Annotated in this window: 21 protein-coding genes; 10 read left to right on the forward strand and 11 right to left on the reverse strand. The window is 58.2% G+C overall.

Features of this window, described 5'->3' with window-relative positions:
* Positions 1 to 153: 153 nt before the first annotated feature.
* Positions 154 to 1,080: a LysR family transcriptional regulator gene (locus tag AAHA39_RS19265; protein WP_104014134.1), complete on the forward strand. Its 927-nt coding sequence runs from the start codon at positions 154 to 156 to the stop codon at positions 1,078 to 1,080.
* Positions 1,081 to 1,153: 73 nt separating this feature from the next.
* On the opposite strand, the gene AAHA39_RS19270 is transcribed toward AAHA39_RS19265, so the two are convergent.
* Both AAHA39_RS19270 and AAHA39_RS19275 read right to left on the reverse strand, forming a co-directional pair.
* Positions 1,154 to 2,452 carry a TAXI family TRAP transporter solute-binding subunit gene (locus AAHA39_RS19270; RefSeq protein WP_320656645.1) on the reverse strand — a complete coding sequence of 433 codons (1,299 nt, stop codon included), beginning with the start codon at positions 2,450 to 2,452 and terminating at the stop codon, positions 1,154 to 1,156.
* A gap of 60 nt (positions 2,453 to 2,512) precedes the next feature.
* Positions 2,513 to 3,658, reverse strand: coding sequence for a MalY/PatB family protein (locus AAHA39_RS19275; protein WP_320656646.1), 1,146 nt, complete (start codon positions 3,656 to 3,658; stop codon positions 2,513 to 2,515).
* Positions 3,659 to 3,844: 186 nt separating this feature from the next.
* Between AAHA39_RS19275 and AAHA39_RS19280 the strand changes: the two genes are divergently transcribed.
* A complete protein-coding gene (locus tag AAHA39_RS19280) occupies positions 3,845 to 5,017 on the forward strand; it encodes an MFS transporter (protein ID WP_042030068.1) in 1,173 nt (390 codons plus the stop codon).
* A gap of 17 nt (positions 5,018 to 5,034) precedes the next feature.
* Here AAHA39_RS19280 and AAHA39_RS19285 read toward each other — a convergent pair whose 3' ends face one another.
* Together AAHA39_RS19285 and AAHA39_RS19290 are read right to left on the reverse strand one after the other, a co-directional pair.
* Complete coding sequence (locus AAHA39_RS19285; protein WP_104014138.1) at positions 5,035 to 5,934, reverse strand: LysR family transcriptional regulator; 900 nt, start codon at positions 5,932 to 5,934, stop codon at positions 5,035 to 5,037.
* A gap of 130 nt (positions 5,935 to 6,064) precedes the next feature.
* Entirely contained in the window at positions 6,065 to 6,820 is a 756-nt protein-coding gene (locus tag AAHA39_RS19290; RefSeq protein WP_201911353.1) for a YciK family oxidoreductase, read from the reverse strand.
* Between the two features lie 221 nt (positions 6,821 to 7,041).
* On the opposite strand from AAHA39_RS19290, the gene sohB reads away from it, so the two are divergent.
* Entirely contained in the window at positions 7,042 to 8,049 is a 1,008-nt protein-coding gene (gene sohB, locus AAHA39_RS19295) for a protease SohB (protein WP_182926006.1), read from the forward strand.
* A gap of 200 nt (positions 8,050 to 8,249) precedes the next feature.
* Positions 8,250 to 9,473 (forward strand): MFS transporter, encoded by a 1,224-nt coding sequence (locus tag AAHA39_RS19300; protein WP_201907321.1) that lies wholly within the window; start codon positions 8,250 to 8,252, stop codon positions 9,471 to 9,473.
* 4 nt (positions 9,474 to 9,477) lie between these two features.
* Here the strand turns inward: AAHA39_RS19300 and AAHA39_RS19305 are convergent, their stop codons facing one another.
* Entirely contained in the window at positions 9,478 to 10,560 is a 1,083-nt protein-coding gene (locus AAHA39_RS19305) for a protoglobin domain-containing protein (RefSeq protein ID WP_104014142.1), read from the reverse strand.
* A gap of 160 nt (positions 10,561 to 10,720) precedes the next feature.
* Complete coding sequence (locus AAHA39_RS19310) at positions 10,721 to 11,074, reverse strand: DsrE/DsrF/TusD sulfur relay family protein (protein WP_041210722.1); 354 nt, start codon at positions 11,072 to 11,074, stop codon at positions 10,721 to 10,723.
* A 158-nt stretch (positions 11,075 to 11,232) separates the two neighbouring features.
* Between AAHA39_RS19310 and AAHA39_RS19315 the strand changes: the two genes are divergently transcribed.
* Complete coding sequence (locus AAHA39_RS19315; RefSeq protein WP_320656647.1) at positions 11,233 to 11,628, forward strand: DUF1090 domain-containing protein; 396 nt, start codon at positions 11,233 to 11,235, stop codon at positions 11,626 to 11,628.
* 54 nt (positions 11,629 to 11,682) lie between these two features.
* Here the strand turns inward: AAHA39_RS19315 and AAHA39_RS19320 are convergent, their stop codons facing one another.
* From AAHA39_RS19320 to AAHA39_RS19330, 3 genes are all read right to left on the reverse strand, one after another.
* Entirely contained in the window at positions 11,683 to 11,931 is a 249-nt protein-coding gene (locus tag AAHA39_RS19320; protein WP_041210724.1) for a YfhL family 4Fe-4S dicluster ferredoxin, read from the reverse strand.
* 1 nt (position 11,932) lies between these two features.
* Positions 11,933 to 13,297 carry a prephenate-dependent tRNA uridine(34) hydroxylase TrhP gene (gene trhP / locus AAHA39_RS19325; RefSeq protein ID WP_320656648.1) on the reverse strand — a complete coding sequence of 455 codons (1,365 nt, stop codon included), beginning with the start codon at positions 13,295 to 13,297 and terminating at the stop codon, positions 11,933 to 11,935.
* 226 nt (positions 13,298 to 13,523) lie between these two features.
* Positions 13,524 to 14,261 (reverse strand): EAL domain-containing protein, encoded by a 738-nt coding sequence (locus AAHA39_RS19330; RefSeq protein WP_320656649.1) that lies wholly within the window; start codon positions 14,259 to 14,261, stop codon positions 13,524 to 13,526.
* A 274-nt stretch (positions 14,262 to 14,535) separates the two neighbouring features.
* On the opposite strand from AAHA39_RS19330, the gene AAHA39_RS19335 reads away from it, so the two are divergent.
* From AAHA39_RS19335 to AAHA39_RS19350, 4 genes are all read left to right on the forward strand, one after another.
* Positions 14,536 to 15,240, forward strand: a complete 705-nt coding sequence (locus AAHA39_RS19335; protein ID WP_320656650.1) for a hypothetical protein — start codon at positions 14,536 to 14,538, stop codon at positions 15,238 to 15,240.
* Positions 15,241 to 15,286: 46 nt separating this feature from the next.
* Positions 15,287 to 15,766 (forward strand): CS1 type fimbrial major subunit, encoded by a 480-nt coding sequence (locus AAHA39_RS19340; RefSeq protein WP_320656651.1) that lies wholly within the window; start codon positions 15,287 to 15,289, stop codon positions 15,764 to 15,766.
* Positions 15,767 to 15,837: 71 nt separating this feature from the next.
* Positions 15,838 to 18,246 (forward strand): TcfC E-set like domain-containing protein, encoded by a 2,409-nt coding sequence (locus AAHA39_RS19345; RefSeq protein WP_320656652.1) that lies wholly within the window; start codon positions 15,838 to 15,840, stop codon positions 18,244 to 18,246.
* A gap of 220 nt (positions 18,247 to 18,466) precedes the next feature.
* On the forward strand, positions 18,467 to 19,540 hold the full coding sequence (locus tag AAHA39_RS19350) for a hypothetical protein (RefSeq protein WP_320656653.1): 1,074 nt from the start codon (positions 18,467 to 18,469) through the stop codon (positions 19,538 to 19,540).
* A 4-nt stretch (positions 19,541 to 19,544) separates the two neighbouring features.
* Here AAHA39_RS19350 and AAHA39_RS19355 read toward each other — a convergent pair whose 3' ends face one another.
* Positions 19,545 to 20,183 carry a response regulator gene (locus AAHA39_RS19355; RefSeq protein ID WP_041210730.1) on the reverse strand — a complete coding sequence of 213 codons (639 nt, stop codon included), beginning with the start codon at positions 20,181 to 20,183 and terminating at the stop codon, positions 19,545 to 19,547.
* A gap of 122 nt (positions 20,184 to 20,305) precedes the next feature.
* Here AAHA39_RS19355 and AAHA39_RS19360 point away from each other — a divergent pair, with 122 nt between their 5' ends.
* Positions 20,306 to 23,713 carry an ATP-binding protein gene (locus tag AAHA39_RS19360; protein WP_320656654.1) on the forward strand — a complete coding sequence of 1,136 codons (3,408 nt, stop codon included), beginning with the start codon at positions 20,306 to 20,308 and terminating at the stop codon, positions 23,711 to 23,713.
* A 9-nt stretch (positions 23,714 to 23,722) separates the two neighbouring features.
* Here AAHA39_RS19360 and AAHA39_RS19365 read toward each other — a convergent pair whose 3' ends face one another.
* On the reverse strand, positions 23,723 to 24,007 hold the full coding sequence (locus AAHA39_RS19365; protein ID WP_139396554.1) for a hypothetical protein: 285 nt from the start codon (positions 24,005 to 24,007) through the stop codon (positions 23,723 to 23,725).
* Between the last annotated feature and the right edge of the window lie 187 nt (positions 24,008 to 24,194).

Raw genomic sequence — 24,194 nt, forward strand, 5'->3', positions numbered from 1 at the left:
TTAGGCGTTCATCCTAGGAGCCTGCTGCGGATTAGAAAAATTAATTATCTTTATAGTTCCGATAATAAAACCATATAATGATGGCCAATTTATCGGCATGTGGCCGCAAGATTGCCGCGCAGAGCCCAATGAACAGTGAGTTGAGGGAGTCTTATGCTGGACATCCACTGGCTGCAAACCTTCGTCACCCTGGCCCGGTTGCAGCACTTTGGCCAGACCGCCACCGAACTGCACATGACCCAGCCCAACGTGAGTCTGCATATCAAGCGGTTGGAACAGGCGACCCGGGTGCGGCTTATCGAGCGCAGCCCTTTTCGTCTGACTCAGGCTGGCGAGCGGCTGTTGCAAAGCGCCGAGCGGGCCATCGCCGAACTCCAGCTTTGCCAATCCGATCTCAATGCCCTCAACCAGTTGAGTCAGGGGACGCTGGCCATCGCCGCCAGCGACATCATCTCGCGCCTGTTGCTCATTCAGCCGTTTCAGCGCTTCAAGCGGGAGTTTCCCGGCATCGACCTCACCCTCTTCAACACCACCTCGGATCAGGCGGCGGAGCTGGTCAAAAGCGGCAAGGCGGATCTGGGGTTTGTGATGGCTCAAAAGCGCAGTGAACCGCTCTTCTACACCGAACTGCAGCAGGTGACATGGTGCGCGCTGGGCCACGGTCTCGCCCGTTGGCAGGCTCGGGCCAGAGCGGGGGAGAGCGATCCCCTCGATGAGCCGACCCTGATCCTGCTTGGTCATGACACCCGCACCCGGGCCCTTATTGATCCCTCCTTGCCGCTGCTGGCGCTCCCCCCTTGCCGCATCATGGAGGTGGGCAGCGTGGATGCCCAGCTGGACTGGGCCGAGGCCGGGTTTGGCGTCGCCATCGTGCCGGACTTCTCCCTGCATCCTCGCCTCAACCTGACCGCGCCGGTTGCAAGCCTGACCGATTTCCCGGGCACCAGCCTGGGTTATGTGGTGCGCCAGAATCAGGTGCTGTCGCGCGCCATCAAGCAACTGCTTGTCTGGGTGGAGGAGGAGATCCACAAACCCAACCCCTATCTGGCAGGGGCTGATAAACAGCCCGAGCAGAGATAGGGAAGAAACCGAGATAAACAAACAGAGCAGCCAAGGCTGCTCTGTTTGTTTGATATACCAGCGCGGCGTCGCTTTATTGCGTCGCGGCAGCGCTGCTGGTGGCAACGGCGCTGCTGCTGGCTGCTACAGGCTCGGTTGCTGGCATGGTCTCTGCTGCTGCACTGGCTTGAATGGCTGGTGCCGCCACTTCCTCGCTTGTCGGTACCGCGTCAGAGGGGGCAGCCGCAGGTGCCGCTGCGGAAGTGGCAGGTTCGAGCTGGGTCGGTTGTGGCTCGGAGGCTGGCTGCGTCGCGACCGCCGCGCTGCTGGTGGTCGGTTCAGCGCTGGAGACAGCACCGGAAGCCACGTCAGAGGCGACCCCTGTCGAGATGGCTGCACTGGTGGCTGCAGAGGGCGCTTCCCCCTCTGTCAGCTGCTCGGGGGCGAGCGGCAGCGGTTCGGGCACGTCATCCGACATGCCCGGGTGCAGCGGCAGCTCGGTCTGCGCCTGCAGCTGTTCCGGCGTCACGGTACTCAGGGCCGGGTGGAGGCGGCTGAACTGCCTGACCCGCGCCAGCAGGGTGTCGCGCACAGTGCGAACGATGGGATCCGGCAGGCTGGCCAGCGCCACCAGCTCGGCGCTCATCCCGATATTGTTGATGGCAGTGAGCTGTCCCGGATAGAGGTTGGCGGCGATCTGGCTGCGCTGGTAGTAGGGATGCTGCTTAAGCAGTTTGTCGATCTGGTCCCCTTCGATAGGGATGAGGCGTACCTGGCAGCGGCTAATCAGATCGCCGATCGCCTGGCTCGGGTGGCCCACCACCACGAAGGCTGCGTCCAGAGTGCCGTCACAGAGTCCCTCCAGCGGGGTTTGCGGTGATTTGAGCTTGTAGGCGGCAAACTGCTTGGGATGCCACCCCATGGCGCCCATCAGGGCCTGACTGGTCACCATGTCGCCGGCCCCGGCATTGCCCGGGTAGACCCGCTTGCCCTCGATATCGGCCAAGGTGGTGATATTGCTGTTGGCACTGGCCAGCAGGGTCAGCGACTCCTGATAGAGGCGAAACAGGCTGCGCAGCTTGTGATTGGCTCCCTGTCCGCTGAAGGGGCCGGTGCCATGGAGTGCGTGGTGGAGCACGTCGGACTGCACCAGTGCCAGCTGCACCTCGCCCTTGTTCAGCGCCTTGAGATTGGCCAGAGAGCCGCGGGTGCTCTGCACCGTACAACTGTCGCCATGCAGGGCGTGATCGACATTGAGCACCCGGCAGATGGCGCCTCCCGTGGGGTAGTAGACGCCATTGAGAGGGCCCGTGCCGATGGTCAGCGCCTGACTGCCGAAGGGGAGCAGGATGCCGAGTGAGAGCAGGAGGTGACGTAAAATCCGTGGGTACATAGTTAACCGCTGGCTGGTGGTGCAGGAAAAGGGGACGGGCACTGCCCGTCCTGTCAGTTGTTACTGTTTGCCGTGGCTCAGGATAGCCCGTTCCATCCGCGCCAGAGCCTCGACCAGACGCGCTTTGGTGCAGCCGAAGTTGAGGCGCACAAACTGGCCATTGCCAAACTGGGCTCCCGGTGAGAGACCGACCCCTGCCTGTTCAAAGAAGGCGACGGGATCGTCCAGCCCGAGCGCGCTTACATCGATCCAGGCCAGATAAGTCGCCTGATGGCTGGCCAGCTCGACACCGGGCCAGCGGGCGATGGCCTGCTGGATCAGGGCCAGATTGGCCGCCAGATAGTCGAGTTGCTCGCAGAGCCACTGTTCGCCGCCCTCATAGGCCGCTTCAGCCGCCACAAAGCCGAGCAGGTTGACGTCGGCGCTGATGCCGCGCATCGCCTGTTGCAAACGGAAGCGCAGACGGGCATTGGGCACCACGGCAAAGGAGCAGCAGAGGCCGGCGATGTTGAAGGTTTTGCTCGGTGCCATCATCACGGCACAGCGTTCGGCTGCCTCCTGGCTGATGGCGCCGTAGGGGATGTGGCGGGCAGACTTGTCCAGCAGCAGGTCGCAGTGGATCTCGTCTGAGCAGATCACCAGATTGTGGCGCTCGGCGATGGCGTCGATGGCCAGCAGCTCCTCGCGGGTAAAGACGGTGCCGCCCGGGTTGTGGGGGTTGCAGAGCAGCAGCAGGTCGGCCGAGGGGGCCTGGCGCTCCAGTTCCACAAGATCCAGCACCCAGCGACCGGCCTCTTCCACCATGGGAACGGTGAGCAGGGGACGGTCGTTGAAGCCCGGCGCCTGCAGGAAGGGGTAGTAGACCGGCTTGGGGGTGATGATGCCGCGGCCATGCTGGCTCCACGCCTTGCAGGCGAGGTTGAGCCCTGGTACCACGCCGGGCAGGAAGACCAGCCACTCCGGCTGGATGGCCCAGCCATAGCGGGTGGCCAGCCGTTCGATGATGAGTTCGATCAGACGGGGGGAGGGGCGAGAGTAGCCGAAAATGCCGTGAGCAACCCGTTGGGTGAGCGCCTCGATCACGGATGGTGGAGAGACAAAGTCGGTGTCGGCAACCCACATGGGCAGCACATCCTGGCCCTTGTACTTGTCCCACTTCAGACTCATGGTGCCACTGCGGTCAACTTCCCGATCAAAATCAAACATGCGAACTCCTTGTGCTGGCCAGATGGGCTTTCACTCTACGGGGTCGCGGCCTGCCCCGCAAGCGACAACCCCGGGGTGAGCAGCCTTGAGCCGACTCTTGATAATGACATAAGATAAGTGCGGTTTTTTCATGCGGTTGCTGCGCTGACCTTCCGTATTTTCTGCTTCGCGACGAATGGTAATCCTATGGCCTTGCTGACGGCGGTAACAAGACGCCCCGATCCCGTATCCCTCTCCTTTCTTGCTGTCACCTTCATGACCGGTGTGGCGGTGGCGCTTCAGGTGCCAACCTTGAGCCTCTTTCTTGCACAAGAGGTTCAGGTGCGCCCCTTTCTGGTGGGCTTCTTTTACACCATCAATGCCGTGGTCGGGATCCTGATCAGCCAGTGGCTGGGCCATCGCTCCGACAACCGGGGGGATCGCAAGCGCCTCATCCTGCGCTGCTGTTTTGCCGGCATCGCTCTCTCCCTGCTGTTTGCCTGGAACCGCAACTACTGGCTGCTGGTGAGCCTGGGAGTTTTGCTGGCCAGTCTGGCGGCCACGGCCAGCCCCCAGCTGTTTGCGCTGGCGCGGGAGTATTCCGACAGCCGCAACAAGCGGGCTGACATGTTCAGCTCGGTGATGCGTGCCCAGTTCTCGCTGGCCTGGGTGATCGGCCCACCCATCGCCTTTGCGCTGGCCATCGGCTACGGCTTCGAGGTGATGTATCTCGCCTCCGCAGTTGCTTATCTGCTCTGTACCTTGGTGGTCTGGCGCTGGCTCCCCTCTCTGCCGCTGCCCAAGATGGCCGAGGAGAGCGAGCGGGTCAGTAGCTGGCGGGATCCTTCGGTGCGGGCGCTGTTTATCGCGTCCACCCTGATGTGGACCTGCAACAGCATGTACCTCATCAATATGCCGCTCTACATCACCCGCGAGCTGGGAATGGACGAGAAGCTGGCCGGGGTGCTGATGGGGACGGCTGCGGCCCTCGAGATCCCCTTCATGCTGTTGGCGGGCTACTACACGGCGCGGTTTGGCAAGCGGCCCATGATGCTGCTGGCGGTGCTGGCCGGCGTCATCTTCTATGGCGGGCTGGTGAGCTTCACCAGTCACTATGCGCTGATCGCGCTGCAGCTCTTCAACGCCATCTTCATCGGTATCGTTGCAGGGATCGGCATGTCCTATTTTCAGGATTTGATGCCGGGTCGGGCAGGGGTTGCCACCACGCTCTTCTCGAACAGCATCCGCACCGGCTCCATCATGGCGGGGGCCATTGCCGGCATTGTGGCGGAGGTGTGGAGCTTTCACGGTGTCTTCATGGTGGCACTGGTGCTGGCAATGGTGGCGCTGGCCGCCTGCTGGCGGGTGCCCAATGTCTAGGAGAAAAGGGCAGCGGCTTATTTACCCTGTGCGGAGAGGCTCTGCTCGCCCTGATACTCGTTACGCAGGCAGCGCAACAGCAGCTCGGTGGCGGGGCCAAGTGACTCGGGGGAGAGGGTGAGCAGATAGGTGTAGAGGTGGCGTTCGTTGCCGCTCTCCAGATCGAGTTGTACCAGCGCGCCGGAGGCCAGCTCCGCTTCCACCAGATGGCGTGGCAACCAGGCGTAGCCGAGCCCCTGCAGGATCATGCTGATCACCTCGTGGTAGTGCGTCGCCTTCCAGCCGGTATCATCCGCGTCGTTCCAGTCCACCGAGCGGTGAATGGGGGGATGAAGGCTGATCTGGTTGTGGCTGGTGAGGTCATCGAGGCTGATGGGCCCCTCCAGCTGGGCCAGTGGGTGGCTGGCGGCGCAGAGCGGGCGCAGGCACACCTCATCCAGCACCAGCCCGGTGCGATCCCCCGGCAGATGTTCCGAGAGCATCAGATCCCCCGGCTGCAACGCGTTGAAATGGCAGTGAATACGCTCGTGCAGATTGACCCGGCAGCCACGGCTGCGGGGGTAGAAGTGGGCCAGCGCACGGTAGAGGCGCTCCCTCGGCTGCAGGGCCGAGACATAGAGGTTGATCTGCGGTTCCCACTGCCGTTCCAGGTTATTGGCCAGATTCTCCAGCTCCTCCACTTGCTGGCTCAACTGGCGCGCCCGCTTGAGGAAGATCTCCCCCGCTGGGGTCAGCACCGCCTTGCGGCCACGCACCTCCAGCAGGGGCACCCCCAGACTCTGCTGCAACTTCGCAACCGCATGGTTGAGGGAGGACTGGCTCTTGTTCAGCGCCTCGGCCGCCTGGGCGTAGCCGCCACAGTCGACCACTGCCTGAAAGATCCGCCATTGCTCAAACGTGCTTTTGGGACGAAACATAGTTCAACCTGATTGGAGAGGGGGGAGTCAGGGAGATGCAGGGAGCCGAGGCTCCCTATTCAATTTAATCCCTGTCTTGCAATAACCCGGTTATTTTGTTGATTTATTTGGGCTGCGCCGCTTTCCTGGCTTATTTGGGCTGCGCCACAAAGGTCTGGCCGGTTTTGCCCCGGCTGTCGCTTCCCATCAGATAGAGGTAGAGCGGCATCAGGTCGGCCGGAGTCTTGAGGTTCATCGGATCTTCCGCCGGGAAGGCGCTGGCCCGCATCTTGGTCCGGGTGCCGCCCGGGTTGAGGGTATTGACCCGCACGCCGGTGTTTTCCAGCTCGTCGGCCAGCACTTCCATCATCCCCTCGATGGCAAATTTGGAGATGGCGTAAGTGCCCCAGTAAGCCCGTCCTTTGCGGCCCACACTTGAGGAGGTGTAGACGATGGAGGCATCGCCGTGCTCTTTGGCGCTCTGGCGAACCAGCGGCAGCAGCGCCTGGGTCAGCAGAAATTCCGATTTGACGTTGACCTGCATCACCTCGTCCCACTCCTTCTCCTGAATGTGCTCCAAGGGGGAGAGGGTGCCGAGCAGTCCGGCATTGAACAGAATGCCGTCGAGGCGGCCAAACTGGCGGGTGAAGGTGGTGGCCAGTCCACGATAATCGGCGGCGGTTGCGGTTTTCAGATCGAGCGGGACGATGGCGGGCAGCGGGTGACCGGCAGCCTCAATCTGGTCATAGACGGCTTCAAGTTTGGCGCTGGTGCGGCCGAGCAGGATCACGGTGGCGCCGTGGGCGGCATAGGTGAGGGCGGCTTCGCGGCCGATCCCGTCTCCGGCACCGGTGACCAGAATGACCTTCTCCCTGAGCAGATCGCGGGGGGCCTGATAATCGAGCATGGCAACTCCTGTTAACAAATTCCGGCCATAAGTGCATGGCAATCGAGGGCAAGTGTACTGATCCGCGCCTCGGTTTGACCAGCTCATCGCCGAAAAAATGTGAAGAAAATAGAGGGGTTGTGAGTATCAGGTTGGATTTTTAACGGCTTGATGCAGAGTTTTTGCGCGCGTCCGGCAAACTCCCTAGAATGTGACAAAACCGATCCTCTCTGGAGTCCACCGTGACATTTTTGACCGAATATGGCCTGTTTCTGGCCAAAACCGTGACCTTTTTGCTGGCCATCGGCGCCATCGTCCTGATGGTGGTCAGCAGTCGTCAACCCAAGGCGCGCAAGGGCGAGCTGGTGGTGACCGATCTTTCTAACGAGCTGGAGCAGGGGCAGTTTGCACTCAAGAGCGCACTGGCCAGCAAGGCCGAGCGCAAAGTGCTGGAGAAGCAGCAGAAAGAGGAGCAGAAAAAGCGCGCCAAGGCGGGTGACGAGCGCAGCAGGCTGTTCGTCATCGATTTCAATGGCAGCATGGATGCCAAAGAGGTTGCATCACTGCGCGAAGAGGTGAGCGCGGTGATCGGCGTAGCGCAGCCGGGCGACGAGGTGCTGCTGCGCCTTGAGTCCGGTGGCGGTGTGGTGCATGGCTACGGTCTTGCAGCTTCCCAATTGCAGCGGCTGCGTGACAAGGGGATCAAACTTACCGTGGCCATCGACAAGGTGGCTGCGAGCGGCGGCTACATGATGGCCTGCGTGGCGGATCAGATCCTGGCGGCGCCGTTTGCCATCGTGGGCTCCATCGGGGTGATCGCCCAGATGCCGAACTTCAACAAGCTGCTGAAAAAGCACGACATCGAGTTCGAGATGCACACCGCAGGTCAGTACAAACGCACCATCACCATGTTTGGCGAGAACGACGATCTTGGGCGCGAGAAGTTTCGCGAGGAGCTGGCCGCCATCCACGAGCGCTTCAAGCAGTTTGTTGCCGAGCACCGGCCGCAGCTCGATATCGATCTGGTCACTACCGGCGAGCACTGGCTGGCGAGTCAGGCCAAGGGGTTGGGGCTGGTGGATAGCCTCTGTACCAGTGATGACTACCTGCTGGCGCAGGCCAGCCAGCACAAGGTGGTAGGCATTCGCTACAGCCGGCCCAAGAGCCTGACCCAGAAATTGGGGCAGCAGGGCGCACAGGCGCTGGAAGCCGGGCTTGGCCGCCTGTGGCAGCAGAGCCCCTGGCGCTGAGTCGCGACCCGCAACGGGCGTGACAAGTGGTGAGCGAGGCCAGTCGGGGTAATCCGGCTGGCCTCGTTTTTTGGCCACGTTGCAGGCTGTGTTGCCGATTGCAACACTGTGGCGAGGAAGGTTGTCTCCATTCAACTCCTCTGTTACAACTGAAGGCTTTCCCCTTTCAATGCAGGGCCTACGGGCCAGGGAGCATGCCAATGCCATGGAGCACCTTCAGGCAATTTACCCCGCTGGTCTGGATCGTCATTCTGGGCACTTTCATGGTGCGCACCAGCTACTACATGGTGTGGCCCTTTCTCTCCATCCTGCTCTATCGGGAGTATGACCTCTCGGCAACCCTCATCGGCCTGCTGCTGGGGGGCTCGGCAGCGCTCTCCACCCTGGTGAGTTTCTACGGTGGTTGGCTTTCTGATCGCTTCGGGCGGCGCAACATTTTGCTTGGCGGTTGTCTGGTGGCGATGCTCTGTTTTGGCTTGCTCGGCTTTTCCCACTCCGTGCTCTGGCTTGGCGTCGGAGTGATGGGGAGCGGGCTTGCCTCCGGGCTGATCGATGCGCCCGGCAAGGCGCTGATGGCTGACAGTCTGGCGTCGGCCAAGGCGCGGGAGCTGGCTCTGCACCTGCGCTATTTCCTGCTCAACCTCGGTGCCGCGCTGGGGCCACTGCTCGGGGTGACGCTCGGGATCAATGCCCAGCAGGAGACCTTCCTCTTTCTGGCCACGAGCTATCTGCTGCTGGGGGTCGCCTTTGGCTGGGGCTTTCGTCGGGCGGGTTCCTCTGACAGGAATAGCGCAGCCGGTCCCGGCTTGCGCGACGCCATCCAGGTGTTGCTGGCAGATCGTGCCTTCCTGCTGCTGGTGATGGCCAATCTGCTGATGGTGCTGGTCTACTCCCAGTTTCACTCGCCACTGGTTCAGTACCTGACCCGCGCCGGCATGCCGCAGGTAGCCGAGCTGGTTGCCTTGCTGGTGGCGACCAATGCCCTGACGGTGGTGTTGCTGCAGTTCCCGCTGCTGCGGCTGCTCTCGCGCTGGCCGGTGCGGGTGCGGCTTCATATCGGCATGGCTCTGTTTCTGGCGGCCCAGCTGCTGTTTGCCGCAGGGGATCCGCTGGTGCGCAGCCACTGGTTTGCCGCTGTGCTACTTCTCAGCATCGGCGAGACCATCCTCTTTCCACTGCTCAACGTGCTGATCGACCAGATGGCGCCCGGCCATCTCAAGGGGAGCTATTTTGGTGCCAGTGCGCTGGCAGGCTTGGGTAGCGCCGTCGGGGCTCTGCTGGGGGGCTGGATCCTGGAGCAGTGGAGTGGGCAGCTGCTATTCCTGCTGATGGCGCTGCTCTGCGTGGCCATCTTCTGGCTCTATGAACGGGGAGCCCGCGTGCGGCACCCTGCGGCAGCCGTGTCGAAGCCCGGCAGCAACTGAGTGCTCAATGGCGCTCTTTGGGGGAAACAGTCTTGAGGGCTCGCTTGGCGGCATACATCCGCTCGTCTGCCAGCCGGATCAGGTTTAACCCCTCGTCGTAGTGCTCGGGGCCGGTCTGCACTATACCGATACTGAGGGTGATCCCGGCCAGTTGATCTTTGATCGCCTGGGTCAGCCGCTTGAGATAGATATCCCGCGCCTGCGCCTCGTTGCAGTTGGGCAGGATCAGGCAGAACTCATCCCCGCCATAGCGAAAGCAGCTGTCCTCGGTGCGAAAGACCTGACGGATGCAGGTACCGACGGTGCGCAGGATCTCGTCCCCGCGCTGGTGCCCCTCGCTGTCGTTGATCTGCTTGAAGTTGTCGATATCGAGGTAGGCGATGGCCACCGGTTCGGCCCGTCGCTGGCAGGAGCGCAGTGTCAGCTGCAGCTGATCATTGAGGTGGCGAACGTTGAGCAATCCCGTCAGCGCATCGGTGCGGTTGAGCTCCTCCAGCTGATGGGTGCGCTCGCGAACCTTCTGTTCGAGGCTTTTCGCATAGTTCTCCGATTTCTCTCTGGACGACTCGATCTCTGACACCAGGCTGCGGATATAGGTCTCGAAGACCAGCGTGATGTCGAACAGGATCAGCTTGTCCAGCGCCGCCAGCATGGCGATCCGCTCGCTCTCGTTGCCGATTTGGTCAAAGATGTTTTCGATCAGCAGCGCTTTGAGGGTGTTGATGGCGGCCAGATAGAGCTTGGGTTCGACGCCGATCCGCTTGTGCACCAGCCCGATCCGCAGCCGGTTGTTGACGTACTCCAGATCGTAGAGACCGCTGAACAGATCGAGAATGTAGCGCCGCTGTGCGGCTCTCAGCCGGTTGAGGGTATCGGCATCACCTATCAGCAGGGCAATCTCGGTGATGGCGGTCTGCTGCTGATAAAACTTGTCGACCAGCTCATCGATATGGGGCTCGATCTTGCCGCTGTAACTTGCCAGCAGAGCGACATCCTGTTCGTTCAGCAAAAGCAGCTCTTTGCGATGGGCAATTTCAAATTCGGTGATCCGCATCTGCTCCAGCAGGGTCTGTTCCGTGGGTTTCATCGCCGCTCTCTATCAAGGGGGCCGGCAGGACTCCGTGTCGCTGCCGTAGCCTTATTGGAAATAATTTGCAATTGATAGTGTAGACACTTGCGGGGTGGAGACTGAAATGGCTCTTGTCGACAGAGCCATTTCATCGGGCTGGATAGTAAGGCGAGCGGTATTAGAAGGTCAGTACCTTGTCAGCGGCGAGGGTCCACTGGGCCAGCATCGGCAGGGTGCCGATCTCGATGCCCTCAATCAGCGGCAGGGCAGTGATGCCACGAGCATCGGTGCAGGTTTTGCACAGGCGAATGGTGACCCCTTGAGCCAGCAGGATCTCCAGCATCTGGCGCAGGTTGTACCCTTCGGCAGGCGCCTGACCGGCCAGCGCTGCGCTCACCGCATCGGACATCAGGAACAGCTTGAGGCTGGCACCGCCCTGTTCGTTGAGGGCAATGGCCAGACGCAAGGCATTGAACAGGGATTCGCTGCCATAGGGGGCACCGTTGGCAATCACCACAATTTGTTGATTCATAAGAGACTCCCGATTGGAAAGAGCGCCATTGTAGAACCAATAAGGTGGCAATTGCGTGATGTGACACAACTTCTGTCGCACCTTTTTCCCGCGTGCTTGACCCTGCTGCCGATCGAGGTTTTTATGGTCAGCTCGCAAACAAGACCGGATGAATCGAGATGTGGAAAGTATTGGGAGCCGGCTTGCTGCTGTTGGCAGGTTCGGCCTGCGCCAGTCAGCCTGTCGGTTGCAAGGCCCGCCTGCAGGCGGTCAACGAGCAGCTGGTGTTTGCCAAAGCACACAACAATGCCGGGCAGATTGCCGGGCTGGAACAGGCCGCGCGCAATATCAAGGCCTACTGTACCGACGAAGGGCTCCTCAAGGAGCAGAAACAACGGGTAAGCAAGCTGCGGGGAGAGGTCAATGAGCGCCTGATTGAACTGCAGGAGGCCAGAGTGTCCGGCAAACCGGGCAAGGTGGCCGACAAGCAGAGCAAGCTGGAGCAGGCTCAGACCGACTTGCTGGAGGCTCAGCGGGAGCTGGGTGAGCTGAACCGGTTGGTCAACAAAAAGTAGTGCCCATTCGATGAGCGGGGATCAAAAAGGCCGGGATAACCCGGCCTTTTGCATTTATTGCCTGTGCATCCGCACAAACTTCTCCATCAGCTGATCTTCGGTCTCCACATGGGCGGGATCCCAGATGATGCAGTCGATGGGGCAGACACTGATACAGGTCGGCTTCTCGTAGTGACCGACGCACTCGGTGCAGCGACCGGGATCGATCTCGTAGATCTCTTCCCCTAAGCTGATTGCCTGGTTGGGGCACTCGGGATCGCACATGTCACAGTTGATGCACTTGTCGGTGATGAGCAGCGCCATCTCAAACCGCCGTATGGGGGTTGCGCGTGTCTTCGCGATCCCCGAGGTTGCGCAGCAGGATACCGAAGTTCACATCCAGATCCTTGGGAACCGGCACATAGACCACGTGACCGTTGCCCGGCGCGGTGTCGATGAGCTCGCCCTTGCGGTTCTCCATCTGCTCCAGATTAAAGCGGACGTTGCCCTGCGGGGTCATCAGCTCGAGGCTGTTGCCCACCAGGAACTTGTTCTTCACTTCCACTTCCACCATGTCGCCACGACGACCGGTGATCTCGCCGACAAACTGCTGGGTGTCGGAGACGGAGTAGCCGTAGTCGTAGTTCTGGTATTCGCTGTGGTTGTGACGGCGCAGGAAGCCCTCGGTATAGCCGCGGTGAGCCAGGTTTTCGAGGGTGCCCATCAGGCTGCGATCGAACGGACGACCCGCCACTGCATCGTCGATGGCCTTGCGGTAGACCTGAGCGGTGCGGGCGCAGTAGTAGAAGGACTTGGTGCGGCCTTCGATTTTCAGCGAATGAACGCCCATCTTGGTCAGGCGCTCAACGTGCTCGATGGCGCGCAGATCCTTGGAGTTCATGATGTAGGTGCCGTGCTCGTCCTCAAACGCGCTCATGTACTCGCCCGGACGGTTGGACTCCTCCAGCAGCACCAGTGCATCGCTCGGCTTGCCGAGGCCCAAAGTCGGGTCAACTTTCTGCACGGCGATAGGCTCCTGACGATGGACTATCTGGCCCACTTCGTCTTCCTTGCCCTCGTGTACCTTGTACTCCCAGCGGCAGGAGTTGGTGCAGGTGCCCTGATTGGGGTCGCGCTTGTTGATGTAGCCGGAGAGCAGGCAACGGCCGGAGTAGGCCATGCACAGCGCCCCGTGAACGAACACTTCCAGCTCCATCTCCGGCACCTGCATGCGGATCTCTTCGATCTCGTCCAGCGACAGCTCGCGGGAGAGGATGACCCGAGTCAGGCCCATCTGATGCCAGAACTTCACCGTGGCCCAGTTGACCGCGTTGGCCTGCACCGACAGGTGAATGGGCATATCAGGGAAAGCTTCGCGCATCATCATGATGAGACCGGGGTCGGACATGATCAGCGCATCCGGCTTCATCTCCACCACCGGACGCATGTCGCGGATAAAGGTCTTGAGCTTGGAGTTGTGGGGCTGGATGTTGGCCACCACGTAGAACTGCTTGCCGAGGGCATGGGCTTCGTTGATACCGAGCTGAAGGTTCTCGTGATCGAATTCGTTGTTACGCACCCGCAGGCTGTAACGGGGCTGGCCGGCATAGACGGCATCGGCGCCATAGGCGTAGGCGTAACGCATGTTCTTGAGGGAACCTGCGGGGGAGAGCAATTCTGGTTTAAACATGTCGGACTCTTCGTATCTGATTGCAAATCAGGACGACGCCACCTGATGGCGCCGTATGGGTTGAGCAGCAGTGCGAGCCATTACATGGTGCTCTGCCACCCGATAACGGCATATCCAGCCTGCACGCTTATAAAATATGCGCCAGATATTCGGGGTGCGAGATTGTACTCGCCCCCACGCCATCATGCAATTTGGCAGGGATAAAGAGGGACGGGGTGTATCGCTGTCAGGCCAAGCGAGACAGGGGGGCGGGCATGGCGTGGGCATAGCCCTGCTGATAGTCGCAACCGAGCTGGTTGGCAATCTCGATGTGAGTCAGGGTCTCGACCCCTTCGCACACCACCTTCATGCCAAAGCGCTGCAGATACTCCACCAGACCGCTCAGCATCCGCAAAGCATGGCTACTCTTGCTCGCCTGCAGCAGCAGGGAGCGATCCAGCTTGATGATCTCGTAGGGGAGTGCCATCACCCGCTGAAAATTGCACTCCTGGGTGCCGAAATCATCGCAGGCGATATGAGCGCCGTGGCTACGCAGCACTTCGATCAGCTCCCGATGTTTGCGATAGAGCGGCGCATGTTCCAGCACCTCGAACCAGATCGCTATCCCCAGCTTGCGAGCCTGCAGGATCACCAGCAACAGCAGGTTCTGGTATGTCGAGCTCTCAAGTGCAGGATTCAAGTTGATGGAGAGAGAGCAGGGCGCATGGCGTGCCAGTTCGGGCAGGTCACGCCAAATCGCTCTCAGTATCACTATATCGATGTCCAGAGCTTCACCCTGGCTCAGAGTCAGGAAGTCGATGCCCTGGTAGCCCTGCCGGGCGGGATCCCAGCGTCTGGCCAGCGCTTCAAAGCCGATGATCTGGCGATCCCGGTCAACGATTGGCTGATAAAAGGGTACGGCAATGTCCGCTGTCGTCAGGGATGCCACGCCACTGACCGGAAACTCTTCTTTGAACGCAAACATGGCACTCACCTGTTGACGGATATAGCTGTGAATAATACGAGAGGCAACGGAAGTCTGGCTGTAGGAATTGTCCGATTATTGAGAGGGAAATAGAGAGGGAAGTGGTTTGGCAATATCAGATTATTCCGATTGAGTTTGGTGTGAGCATTATCTAGACTGGCCTTAATGATGAACAACCAAACAAAATATACTGATTAGGCTGTTTGCAAGTAAATATTTATTAGAGCTCTGGTGTGACAGATCCTCTTTCTATTTTAGCAGTGTGATAACACCCATGAATAAACTTTCTATTTTGTTGCTGTTTATATTGGGCAGTAACGCATTGGCATCACCGGATATCAGCGTTGGTACTTTATATGACTATATGCCGGCAGAGAAAAGCACCCTGCTAAAGCGGGTTAGAAATATTGGTGATGAGACGGCCTTTGTCAAAATAACGCTGGCCGAGATTGTATATGGTGCTGATGGTGTGCCACAGGAGCGGGAGTTACCTGAGGAGGGCGTTCGTCAGCTGGTGACCAGCCCATCAAGGTTGATTGTTCCCGCAAGCAGCATGCAGGCCACCCGCTTTATCTATATGGGAGAGCGGGAGCGGGAACGTTATTTTCGGGTGCGTTTTGTACCGGTCAAGCCACAGGATGATGAAATAACTGAATTACCACCACAACAGCAAATAAGTGCCGGTGTCAGCATCATGACCGGTTTTGGCACCATTCTGTTTGTGGCACCCAAAGAGACCCGTTATGACACCCGGATTGAACGTGAAACCGGGGCCCTTTATGTGGAGAACCGGGGCAATGCCACCGTTATTCTCGATTATCTGGAGCTGTGTGGCGAAAAAGAGAGGTCATGCAGTCAGCCGGAGAAGATGCATCTGCTGCCTGGCGTTAAAAAGCGGGTCAGTGAAGAGGCAACCCGAATGGTTCGTTTTGAACTGATTGAAGGGAAAAAGTCGGTATTCCGGGAGCTAAAGCTCTGAATCCCGATCTATCACAAGACAGGTAATCACACCTGAAGGAGTAGTTATGAAGAAGTTATCGATCATCCCGGCCTTGCTGTTAGCGAGCAATACGCTGATGGCGGCCGAGCGAGTAGAGCATACGGTGACGGTAACGGCGCAGATCCCGACCGAAAACTTTTATGTGCAGCCCGTAGGGGATTGGATGAGTACTCCGCAAAAACTGGCCTTTAACTCTTTTAGTCAGCAGTTGGAGCCATTAACCAAGCAGTTGGAGATGAGGAGCACCATTGGCCCCATCAAGGGTTATCTGCTCTATCCCGCCACCATTATCAGTGGCAAGGAGAGCATCGGATTGACGGTCAAGGTGGCGGGAGTCGCACTGACCACCACATCCGCCGACTTGCTGAACCAGGCGGATGCCAATACCGGTAAAAAGGTTGGGCTGGAGATTGTTCCGGCCGTGGCACCAAACGGTGGCTACAAACCCGGCAACTATCAGGGGATTGTCAGCATGATGTTTGAATCCGAAGCGCCGAAAGTGTAGCCGTTGACATAAACACGCGGGGGCCATCAGGCCCCCTTTAATTAAGATTTCAGGCATTCAGGTTGCACTTCATGGTTCGTTCTCTTCTTCTCTTGCTCGGGCTGTTGCTCTCTGCCCCGTTGGTAGCGGCAGATCCGGCACTGCTGTTGCAGCAGGCGCGGCAGTTGCCCGAAGGGTTTGAAGAGCACTTTTTTGGTGTCCCGCTGATGGTGCGAGTCACCGTTGACGGTCGCCTGCTGGGGGATGGGGAGGTGCTGCTCGGGCGGGATAACTCGGTACAACTTCTCTCACTGATGGATGTGCAGGATAGCGAGTTTGACGAGGGGGCGCGTGAACGCTGGTTGAGCAAGCTGGGAAGCCATCTGCCGCTCGGCGAGTGTGGCCGGGCCTGTCCTGAAGGCATAGTGGGGTTGCAATACAGCTTGGAGGAGTCCCAGCTCTCGGTGCTGACCGGTCAAGTGGAGCAGGGGGCGCGGGATCAGCGTTTTATGGCGTTGCCCCAACAGAGCAAGGGCTTGCTGGTCCAGAACCAGTTGAACCTGGTGCAGGGCAGCCAGCGCAATGGGCACTACAACCTGCAGCTGGAGGGCAGCTGGGGACAGTGGAGCCCTTTTATGGAGGGGGATGCCACTTGGCAAGAGGGGGGGCCAACTGATCTGGGGATGGCTCAGGTCTATGGAGAACGGCTCCATGAGGCCAATTTTTATCGTCTCGGCTTCTTCTTTCCCTCGGCGCAGGGGTTGGTGCGCCAGCCCAACTACTACAGTGGTGCGACGCCCACAGTGCTTGGTGTGATGTGGGGCAGCTCGGATCTGCTGCGCCGGGAGCGCGGGGTGCCCAGTCTGGTGCCAATCCAGGTGGCACCGGCACGACCGGGTATGGTGGAGATCTATCGGGACGGCAACCTCATCCAGTCCCAGCCGGTCATATCCGGTCTGCAGGCGCTCGATACCCGCTCGCTGCCCAGCGGTATCTACGAGGTGGAACTGCGGCTGCTGGAGGATGGTCAGGAGACCCGTCGTTGGCGCGAGATGATCTACAAACCCTCCAACTGGCAGACGCCGGAGGAGCCGTGGCGTTTCAACCTCTTTGCCGGGCGTCAGACCCGCTGGTTGGTGCGGCAGGGAGATAGCGATCTGGAAGGCGCCAGTGGTGGTATTGCCGTTAACCATCTGCTGCTCCCCTCGCTGGTGGTGGGAGCGGGTAGCCAGTATGTGGACAAGCGTGCCCAGCACTCCCTCTCGCTCGACTGGGAGGCGACCAGCCAGCTCCACGGTTTTGCCTCCCTCAACCAGAGTGTTGGCATGGGGTGGGGTTACGACTTGCAGGGGATCTACTGGCATGGCAACAGCAGTCTGGTTGCCAGCCATTCACGCAATCTGCGCAAGCAGGGGGAGGCGAGTTCGTTGTCCAGCCTGTCACTGCAGCAGTCGCTGGAAAAGTGGGGCTCCCTCGGTGTCTATGTTTCTCACCAGTCTGGTCGTGGCAATGGTGCTGATGTGGGGTGGCACTATAGCGATCGGTTGTGGGGGCGTTGGGTGACCTGGGGGGTGACCCTGTTCGATCGTCCCGGCAGCGAGAGCACGGCGCAGCAGCGGGATCGCGGTAGCACGCTGAGTCTCACTATCAACTTGGGGGGAGATGATCGCCAGTTGTCGCTGGGGCTGGGCAGCAATACCTCACGCTCGGGCGGTGCCCAGCGCAGCGCCTATCTCAACTACCAGCAGGAGGTGGATTGGGGCCCGTTGCGTCAGGTCAGCGTCGGCAGCACCCACGACAGCTATGGTACCGGCCTATCCGGCTATGGCCGCTTCGCGGCGCCCTGGTTGGGCGGCGACCTGTTTGCTCAGCACTCCTCCTATAACGCAGAGGTGACCGGAGGCGTGAACCTGGAGAGTGTGCTGGCGCTGGGGCATGAAGGGGATCTGGCGCTCGGTTCCCGCGATATGGGCGGCATGGGCAATGAGGCGGCGATGATCCTCGATATTGCGGCCGATGATGAGGCGGCGCGGATCCGGGTCAGCGATGATATGGGCAGCGTACAGACCCTTGGGCCCGGTCGCCATCTGGTCTCGGTGCCAGCCTTGCAGAGCGGTGCCTTGCAACTGGAGATGGCCGACCACGAGGGGATGCCACTCACCATCAAGCCGACCGTGCTCCCCTACCACCTTAATCGCGGCGGGGTGGGTTATGGCCAAGTGAATGCTGTGAGCACCGTTACTGTGATTGGTCGCCTGCTGGACGAGCAAAACAAGCCGCTGCGTGGTGCCATGGTCAGCAACCCCATAGGGCGGGCATTTACCGAAAATGATGGCTTCTTTGCGCTGGAGGCGAGTCGACGACAGCCAGAATTTAGCGTGGAACATAATGGCACTCTTAATTGCAACAGTGCACTAAGGGGACAGAAACAAATTGTTAATTCTGATGTGATTCAGTTGGGGGAGTTAATATGCTCACCCAGAGTTATCGTACAAAAATAAGAGTAACTAAATTGTTGTAACGCTTGGTTAACTTTATGGTGAACTATAAATAAGCTTATGGTGAACTCAATGACATGCTGTTAATCAATGCAATGTTGTACATTGTTTTATTAGTGCTGGCGATCAGTTTTTATCCATATTGTTATAGGGTGTCAAAGTGCTAAGAGTTTTGTTTTTTTTGTGTATATCGACCTATGGTTCTTTTTCCTATGGAATAACAGTGTATGTTAATGCCGAGTATGCGCAATTGAACTCTGGCGTGGGTGGAGATTTTAGGATAACAGATCCATGCGTGACATTGCCTATCTCATTTGTATGTGAAAATAGATTGTCAAGGATCGTTGCAATCGATGCGAATATTGATAGGGCTCTATCATCTAATGTGTATGTCTGGCATAGACTTTTTCATCACCACTTCACTGGGGAGAAAAATGTTGTTATGTCTGATGGAAAGGGGAATAGCCGTGACATGAAGTTTTCTTTTACTCATACGGGATTTATTATGACCAAGAGAGCATTGTCAGCTGATAATAATATTGCTCAGGCCGACCCAGTTGCTAATTGCAAGCTAGTTGATGCTCATCTTTCATCTACAGACACGCTTCTTTATGAGATCAACCCAGCTGAGCAAAAAACAGGTGGTCGCTGCTATAGTCGTGCTTTTACATCAGGTGGAGGTCAAAGTGTTGCGAATGTAAATAAAATTCTCTTTGGTTATAAGTTGATACCGATTGGAATTGAAACCTTACCGAATGGACTTTATCAAGGAAGATTACGGTTACTTGTTGGTTCCAATAAGGATTTTGACTATGGTGACCTTCCCAATCCGTCACCACAGTCCATAGATTTAGAATTCAGGTTGGTTGTTAGGAATCAGATTAAGGTAATTTTTCCTGTCGGTGGTAACAGATTAGTTTTGCAGCCTGATGGAATAGGATGGCACTCCAGTAGAGTGCCGACACTCAGCGGATTGCTACCAATGCAAGTTATTAGCTCGGTACCTGTAGCAATGACGTTGAAGTGTGAATTTATAGGTTTGAAGAATTGCCTTTTAAAAAACAATAGTAATAAAAAATCAATGGCGCTTGATGTTTATAGAAGAAATAAAGGTCAAGATACGTTACTTAGCCCAATAACAAGCACAAGATTTAATATGAGTGGGTCTACCATACGTGACTATCTACTATTCAAGATAAATAGTAAAAATGTTGAGGGTGTTCTTGATTCCCCTGGCACTTACAAGGGGAATGTGACGATAGTTATTGATGCAGTTATTGACCCTGTCACGCAATAAATCGTTAATATAGACCATTCTCCCGTGCATACAGAAATAGAGCGCTATCACTTTGCAAGCCGAGTCGTACCATGGCGCTTTTTTTCTGGGTGCTGATGGTTTTGACGCTGCGATGAAGGTAGTCGGCAACCTGAGTAACCGACATGCCGCTGGCCAGCAAGCGCACTACTTCACTCTCCTTGGGCGTCAGCGGGTTGTTGTTGCCTTGCCCGGAGATACCGGCACTGGCCAGCAGCATTTGTACTGTTGGGCCAATATAGCGATGGCCGAGCAGTATCTGGCGAATGGCATCGGCAAGTTCATTAATAACCGATTTTTTTAGTATCAGTCCTTTTACCCCAGCCTGAATAAGGGATTGCAAGATGGCACTGTTCTGGATTTGGGTCAGCACAATAATGGGAAGATTGGGATAATCCCGGCGCAACTGCTGGATCATGACCAGCCCATCGCTACGGGTATCTCCTGGCATGCTGAAATCAGTGATCAGCAAATCACAATGATGTTGCTGCAATAAATTCAGCAAGTCAGATACCTGATATGCCTCGGCAATCACTTCACAATGGGGGGTTATCTGGTCAATCAGGCTGCGGATCCCGGTCAGAATCAAGGGGTGGTCATCGGCAAGAATAATCTTGAAGGACATGGATGAGCCTCTTATAAAACGGTGAATAATATTCAGGCTATCAAAGCTAACATTTCTATACTACCGTGCGCACCCCATTTTTTCAGGTGCATATATCTTTTGATAAATATATTTGAATCGTTATGTCTATATATTGTTCGCTTATGTCATTAATCAAACGATTCATAATTATTGTCTCTGTTTTTTTCTTGACGCCTGCCGTATTGGCGGAATCTGGCCCCTCTGTCCCAACGATTGAAGTCGGAATATTGGCCGGAGGATGGGGCCCTTTTCAGCAGTGGGACGGCAAGGCCGCCGCCGGCTTCAGTGTCGAGTTGATGGAGCAGTTGGCCAAGAAACTGGACTATCGGATTGCCTGGCGTATCTATCCGAACTGGGAAGCCATGTATAGCGATGCCTGCCGTGGCAAGTTGGATATCCTGCTTGATGCCTTTAACTCTGAAGTGCGCCAGTGCGTCACCTATAGCCTGCCTTACTACACCTCGCCGACAGTGGTGGTGGTGCGCCAGGACAGCCCCCTGTTTCGGGATGTGAGCCGGTTGCAGTCCGCAAGCATTGCCATCGAAAAAGGCTTTCTGACCGAGAAACTGGTGAAGCTGCATTATCCCAATGTCACACCTCGGCTCTTTGTCGATACAAGCCGTGCATTGCAGGCGGTTGAACAAGGTCGGGCAGATGCCTATATCGGCAATCTCCATGTGGCCAATCTCTTCATTCAGCGTCATCCCGATCTGGCTGTGGTGGCTCAATCCCCCCTGTTGATGGAAACCCTTCATCTGGGTGTGAGTAGCCAGAAGCGCAGCCTGGCCATCAGGCTGGATACCGCCATTCAGGCGCTGACGGTTGAGGCGCGCAGTGAACTGGAGAAACGCTGGCTGGGGGAGAGTCTGGAGCCCAATTTCATGGGGCACAGCAATTTCTTGCTGCGTCCTGATGAGCGTGGCTGGCTCTCGACGCTGCCACCGCTAAAGCTGGGGGTGATCCCCGGCTGGGTGCCCTTCTCCTATCACGATGAGGATGGCAATTCGGTCGGCTTGATAGCGGATTATCTGAACGTGTTGCAAGAGAAGCTGGGATTGGCATACAGCAGCATCCCTGTACAGAGCTGGCCCGAACTGCAACAACTGCTGCTGCATCACGATCAGGATCTGGCAGTACTGCCCAAAAGGATCATCGAGCGGTTGGTGGGTTGGCATGCCAGCGAGCCCTTCGCATCATTCCCGTTGGTGCTGGTGACGGCACGCGGTAGCCTCCCTATCGGGGATCTCTCCGATCTGGCCGGCAAACAGTTGCTGCTGACCGATGGCATGTTGATCCCCGAGCTCAGGGCGCTGGTGCCCGACCTTAAACTGACCACGACCCGAGATGCCAGCGATGGGCTCGCCCGTCTCGCCGCGGGGCAGGGGGATGCCTACATTGGCAATCTGGTGGTGGTCTCCCGTCTTGTCGCCGAGCAGTTTGATGACCGACTCCATATCGCCGCGCCAACCCCCTTCAAGGATGAACTGGCTGTGGCGGTACGTGAGCCATACGCCCCCTTGTTGCCTTTGGTGAACCGGGTGCTGGCCAGCATGAGCGACAAGGAGCAGCGCCAGATCCGCAACAGCTGGCTGGCGCTCAATTACAGCGAAGGGATCCCTAGGGCGAAACTGGTGCGCACCCTGCTGCCGGTCGGACTGGCCGTCAGCTTGTTTATCCTGACGCTGCTGGTCGCTTACTGGCGCTTGCGGCAGGAAATCATCCGCCGGCATCAGGTGGAGCTGGCACTGGCCAGCGCCAAGGTGCGGGCCGAGTCTGCTGCCACCATAAAGGGTGAATTTCTGGCCACCATGAGCCACGAGATCCGTACCCCGATGAACGGCATCGTCGGCATGGCGGAGCAGCTTTCGCTGACCGGGTTGAGCGAAGATCAGCGCCAGATGGTGGAGATCATCAACCGGGGCGCGCAGGGACTGCATGCGCTGATCGACAACGTGCTCGACTACGCCAAGCTGGAGGCGGGCAAGATGGTGCTCGACGAAGTACCATTCCTGATGCGCGAGCTGATTGATAGCGTGCTGACCATGACGGTCAGCGAGGTACAGCGCAAGGGACTGCGAGTCTATCTGCTGGCGGATCAGGAGGTGGCAGCCCGTTTGCGTGGCGATGTGCTGCGGCTGCGCCAGATCCTCTTCAACTTTGTCAGCAATGCCATCAAGTTTACCGAGCGCGGTTTTATCGAGCTTTCCCTTGCCCTATTGCAGGAAGTAGAGGGGAGACAGCGGCTGCAGTTCGGGGTACGAGATAGCGGGATTGGCATGAGTGACGAGGCGCAAAGCCGGATCTTCAACGCTTTTGAACAGGCGGAGAGCTCGACTACCCGCAGTTACGGCGGCAGCGGGTTGGGGCTCAGCATCTGTCACACCCTTGCCGGATTGATGCAGGGAGAGATTGGACTGCAGAGCTCGCCGGGCCTTGGCACCTTTATCACGTTGACCGTGACTCTGCCGGTTGTGGCCCACTCCGAGCCAGACCAGCACCTCGCCGGGATGCGCGCTGTCATCGAGCTGCGCGATGAGAAATTGCGTCACACCCTGTTACTGCACCTCGGTGCGCTGGGGGTGAGCTGCACCGGGCAATCGGGTGGGGCGGAGCTGCACTTTAGCGACAGCGAACAGGCTCCCGGTGATGCCATTGGGTTGGTAGAGCTGAATTCGCCCATGGGTTATCGGCGCGAAGCGGGGCGGTATCTGCTCAACAGCAATCCCTTGATCTGGCATGCGGTACGCGAGGTGTGCTATCGCCAGCTGGGATTGGCCGATGCCTTGCTGCCGGCCCCGCTGCGCGAGCTGGCTGAAGCTGGCGAGTTGCTGCCCTACCGGATCCTGCTGGTGGAGGATAACCCGCTAAACCAGTCGTTGGTGATGCGCCAGCTTGGCCAGCTTGGCTTGCATTGTGATCTGGCTGGGCAGGGGTGGCAGGCGCTGGAGATGGTGGCGCGCACTCCTTACGATCTGGTGCTGTGCGATTGCCAGATGCCGGTGATGGACGGCTACGAGTTTACCCGCAAGGTGCGCGAGCAGGAGGATCAGGATGAGCGGTTGCTGATCATCGCCATGACCGCCAACGTGTTGCCGGAACAGCGCGAACGCTGCTTTGCCGCCGGGATGGACGATCTGCTCGGCAAGCCGGTACTGCTGGCTGGATTGCGCCAGATGTTGCAGAAGTGGCATATCCTCCCCTCCGAGCGGCTATTCGACCTCGCTGTGGTGAGCTCGCTATTTGGCGCAGGTGAGCCGTTGCGACTGGCGTTGCAGCAGTGTCGTCACGAACTGGAGCGTGGACTTAGCATGCGTCCGCAAGAAGATATCGCCTTGGCCGAGTGGGTGCACCGTCAGGCGGGTACGCTCGCCATGATGATCCCGGAGGCTGCTGAGCAGGGCTGGCGGCTGGAGGAGCGGATCCGTCAACAAGGTGCCGCAGCGTGTGGCGATGAACTTGCGCGGTTTTGTGCGCTGTTGCAGCAGCTGGTCGATGAGTTGGCGGTGTGAGTCAGTAATCTAGTGGGTTGCTGCGAGCGCCATTTCGAAGCGCTGTTCGCGAATGGTGCGGGGCATGGCGCCATTGGTGGCGCCAGCCAGCCACTCCCAGTCAAGTCTGGGGCTGCCCGCTTTGAAGCGTTGGTAGGGAATACCCTGCTTCACTGTCACGAAGAGCGTCGTGGGTAGGCCCAGTTTGTTGCTGTAACGAACCATCAGGTCGCCCTGATAGCCTTCCATGCGCTTTTTCAGGGCTTGCAGGGTGAGCCCGGTGGCATGGCCATGTTCGTCCCAGATCTCAAACATGATGTGAATACTCTGATAGAAGTGGTGACAAAGTGAACAAGATCGGCAGCAAATGCAACTGTCAGATCTGACAAGGGGTGGCAAACCGTATGGGCCAGAAAAGCGAAAACCCGGCGCGAGGCCGGGTTTTCTTGAATGATGGTGGAGGGAGAAGGATTCGAACCTTCGAAGGCAGAGCCGTCAGATT

This window comes from Aeromonas sp. SE22 (genome assembly GCF_038739755.1).
Lineage (GTDB): Bacteria > Pseudomonadota > Gammaproteobacteria > Enterobacterales > Aeromonadaceae > Aeromonas > Aeromonas jandaei.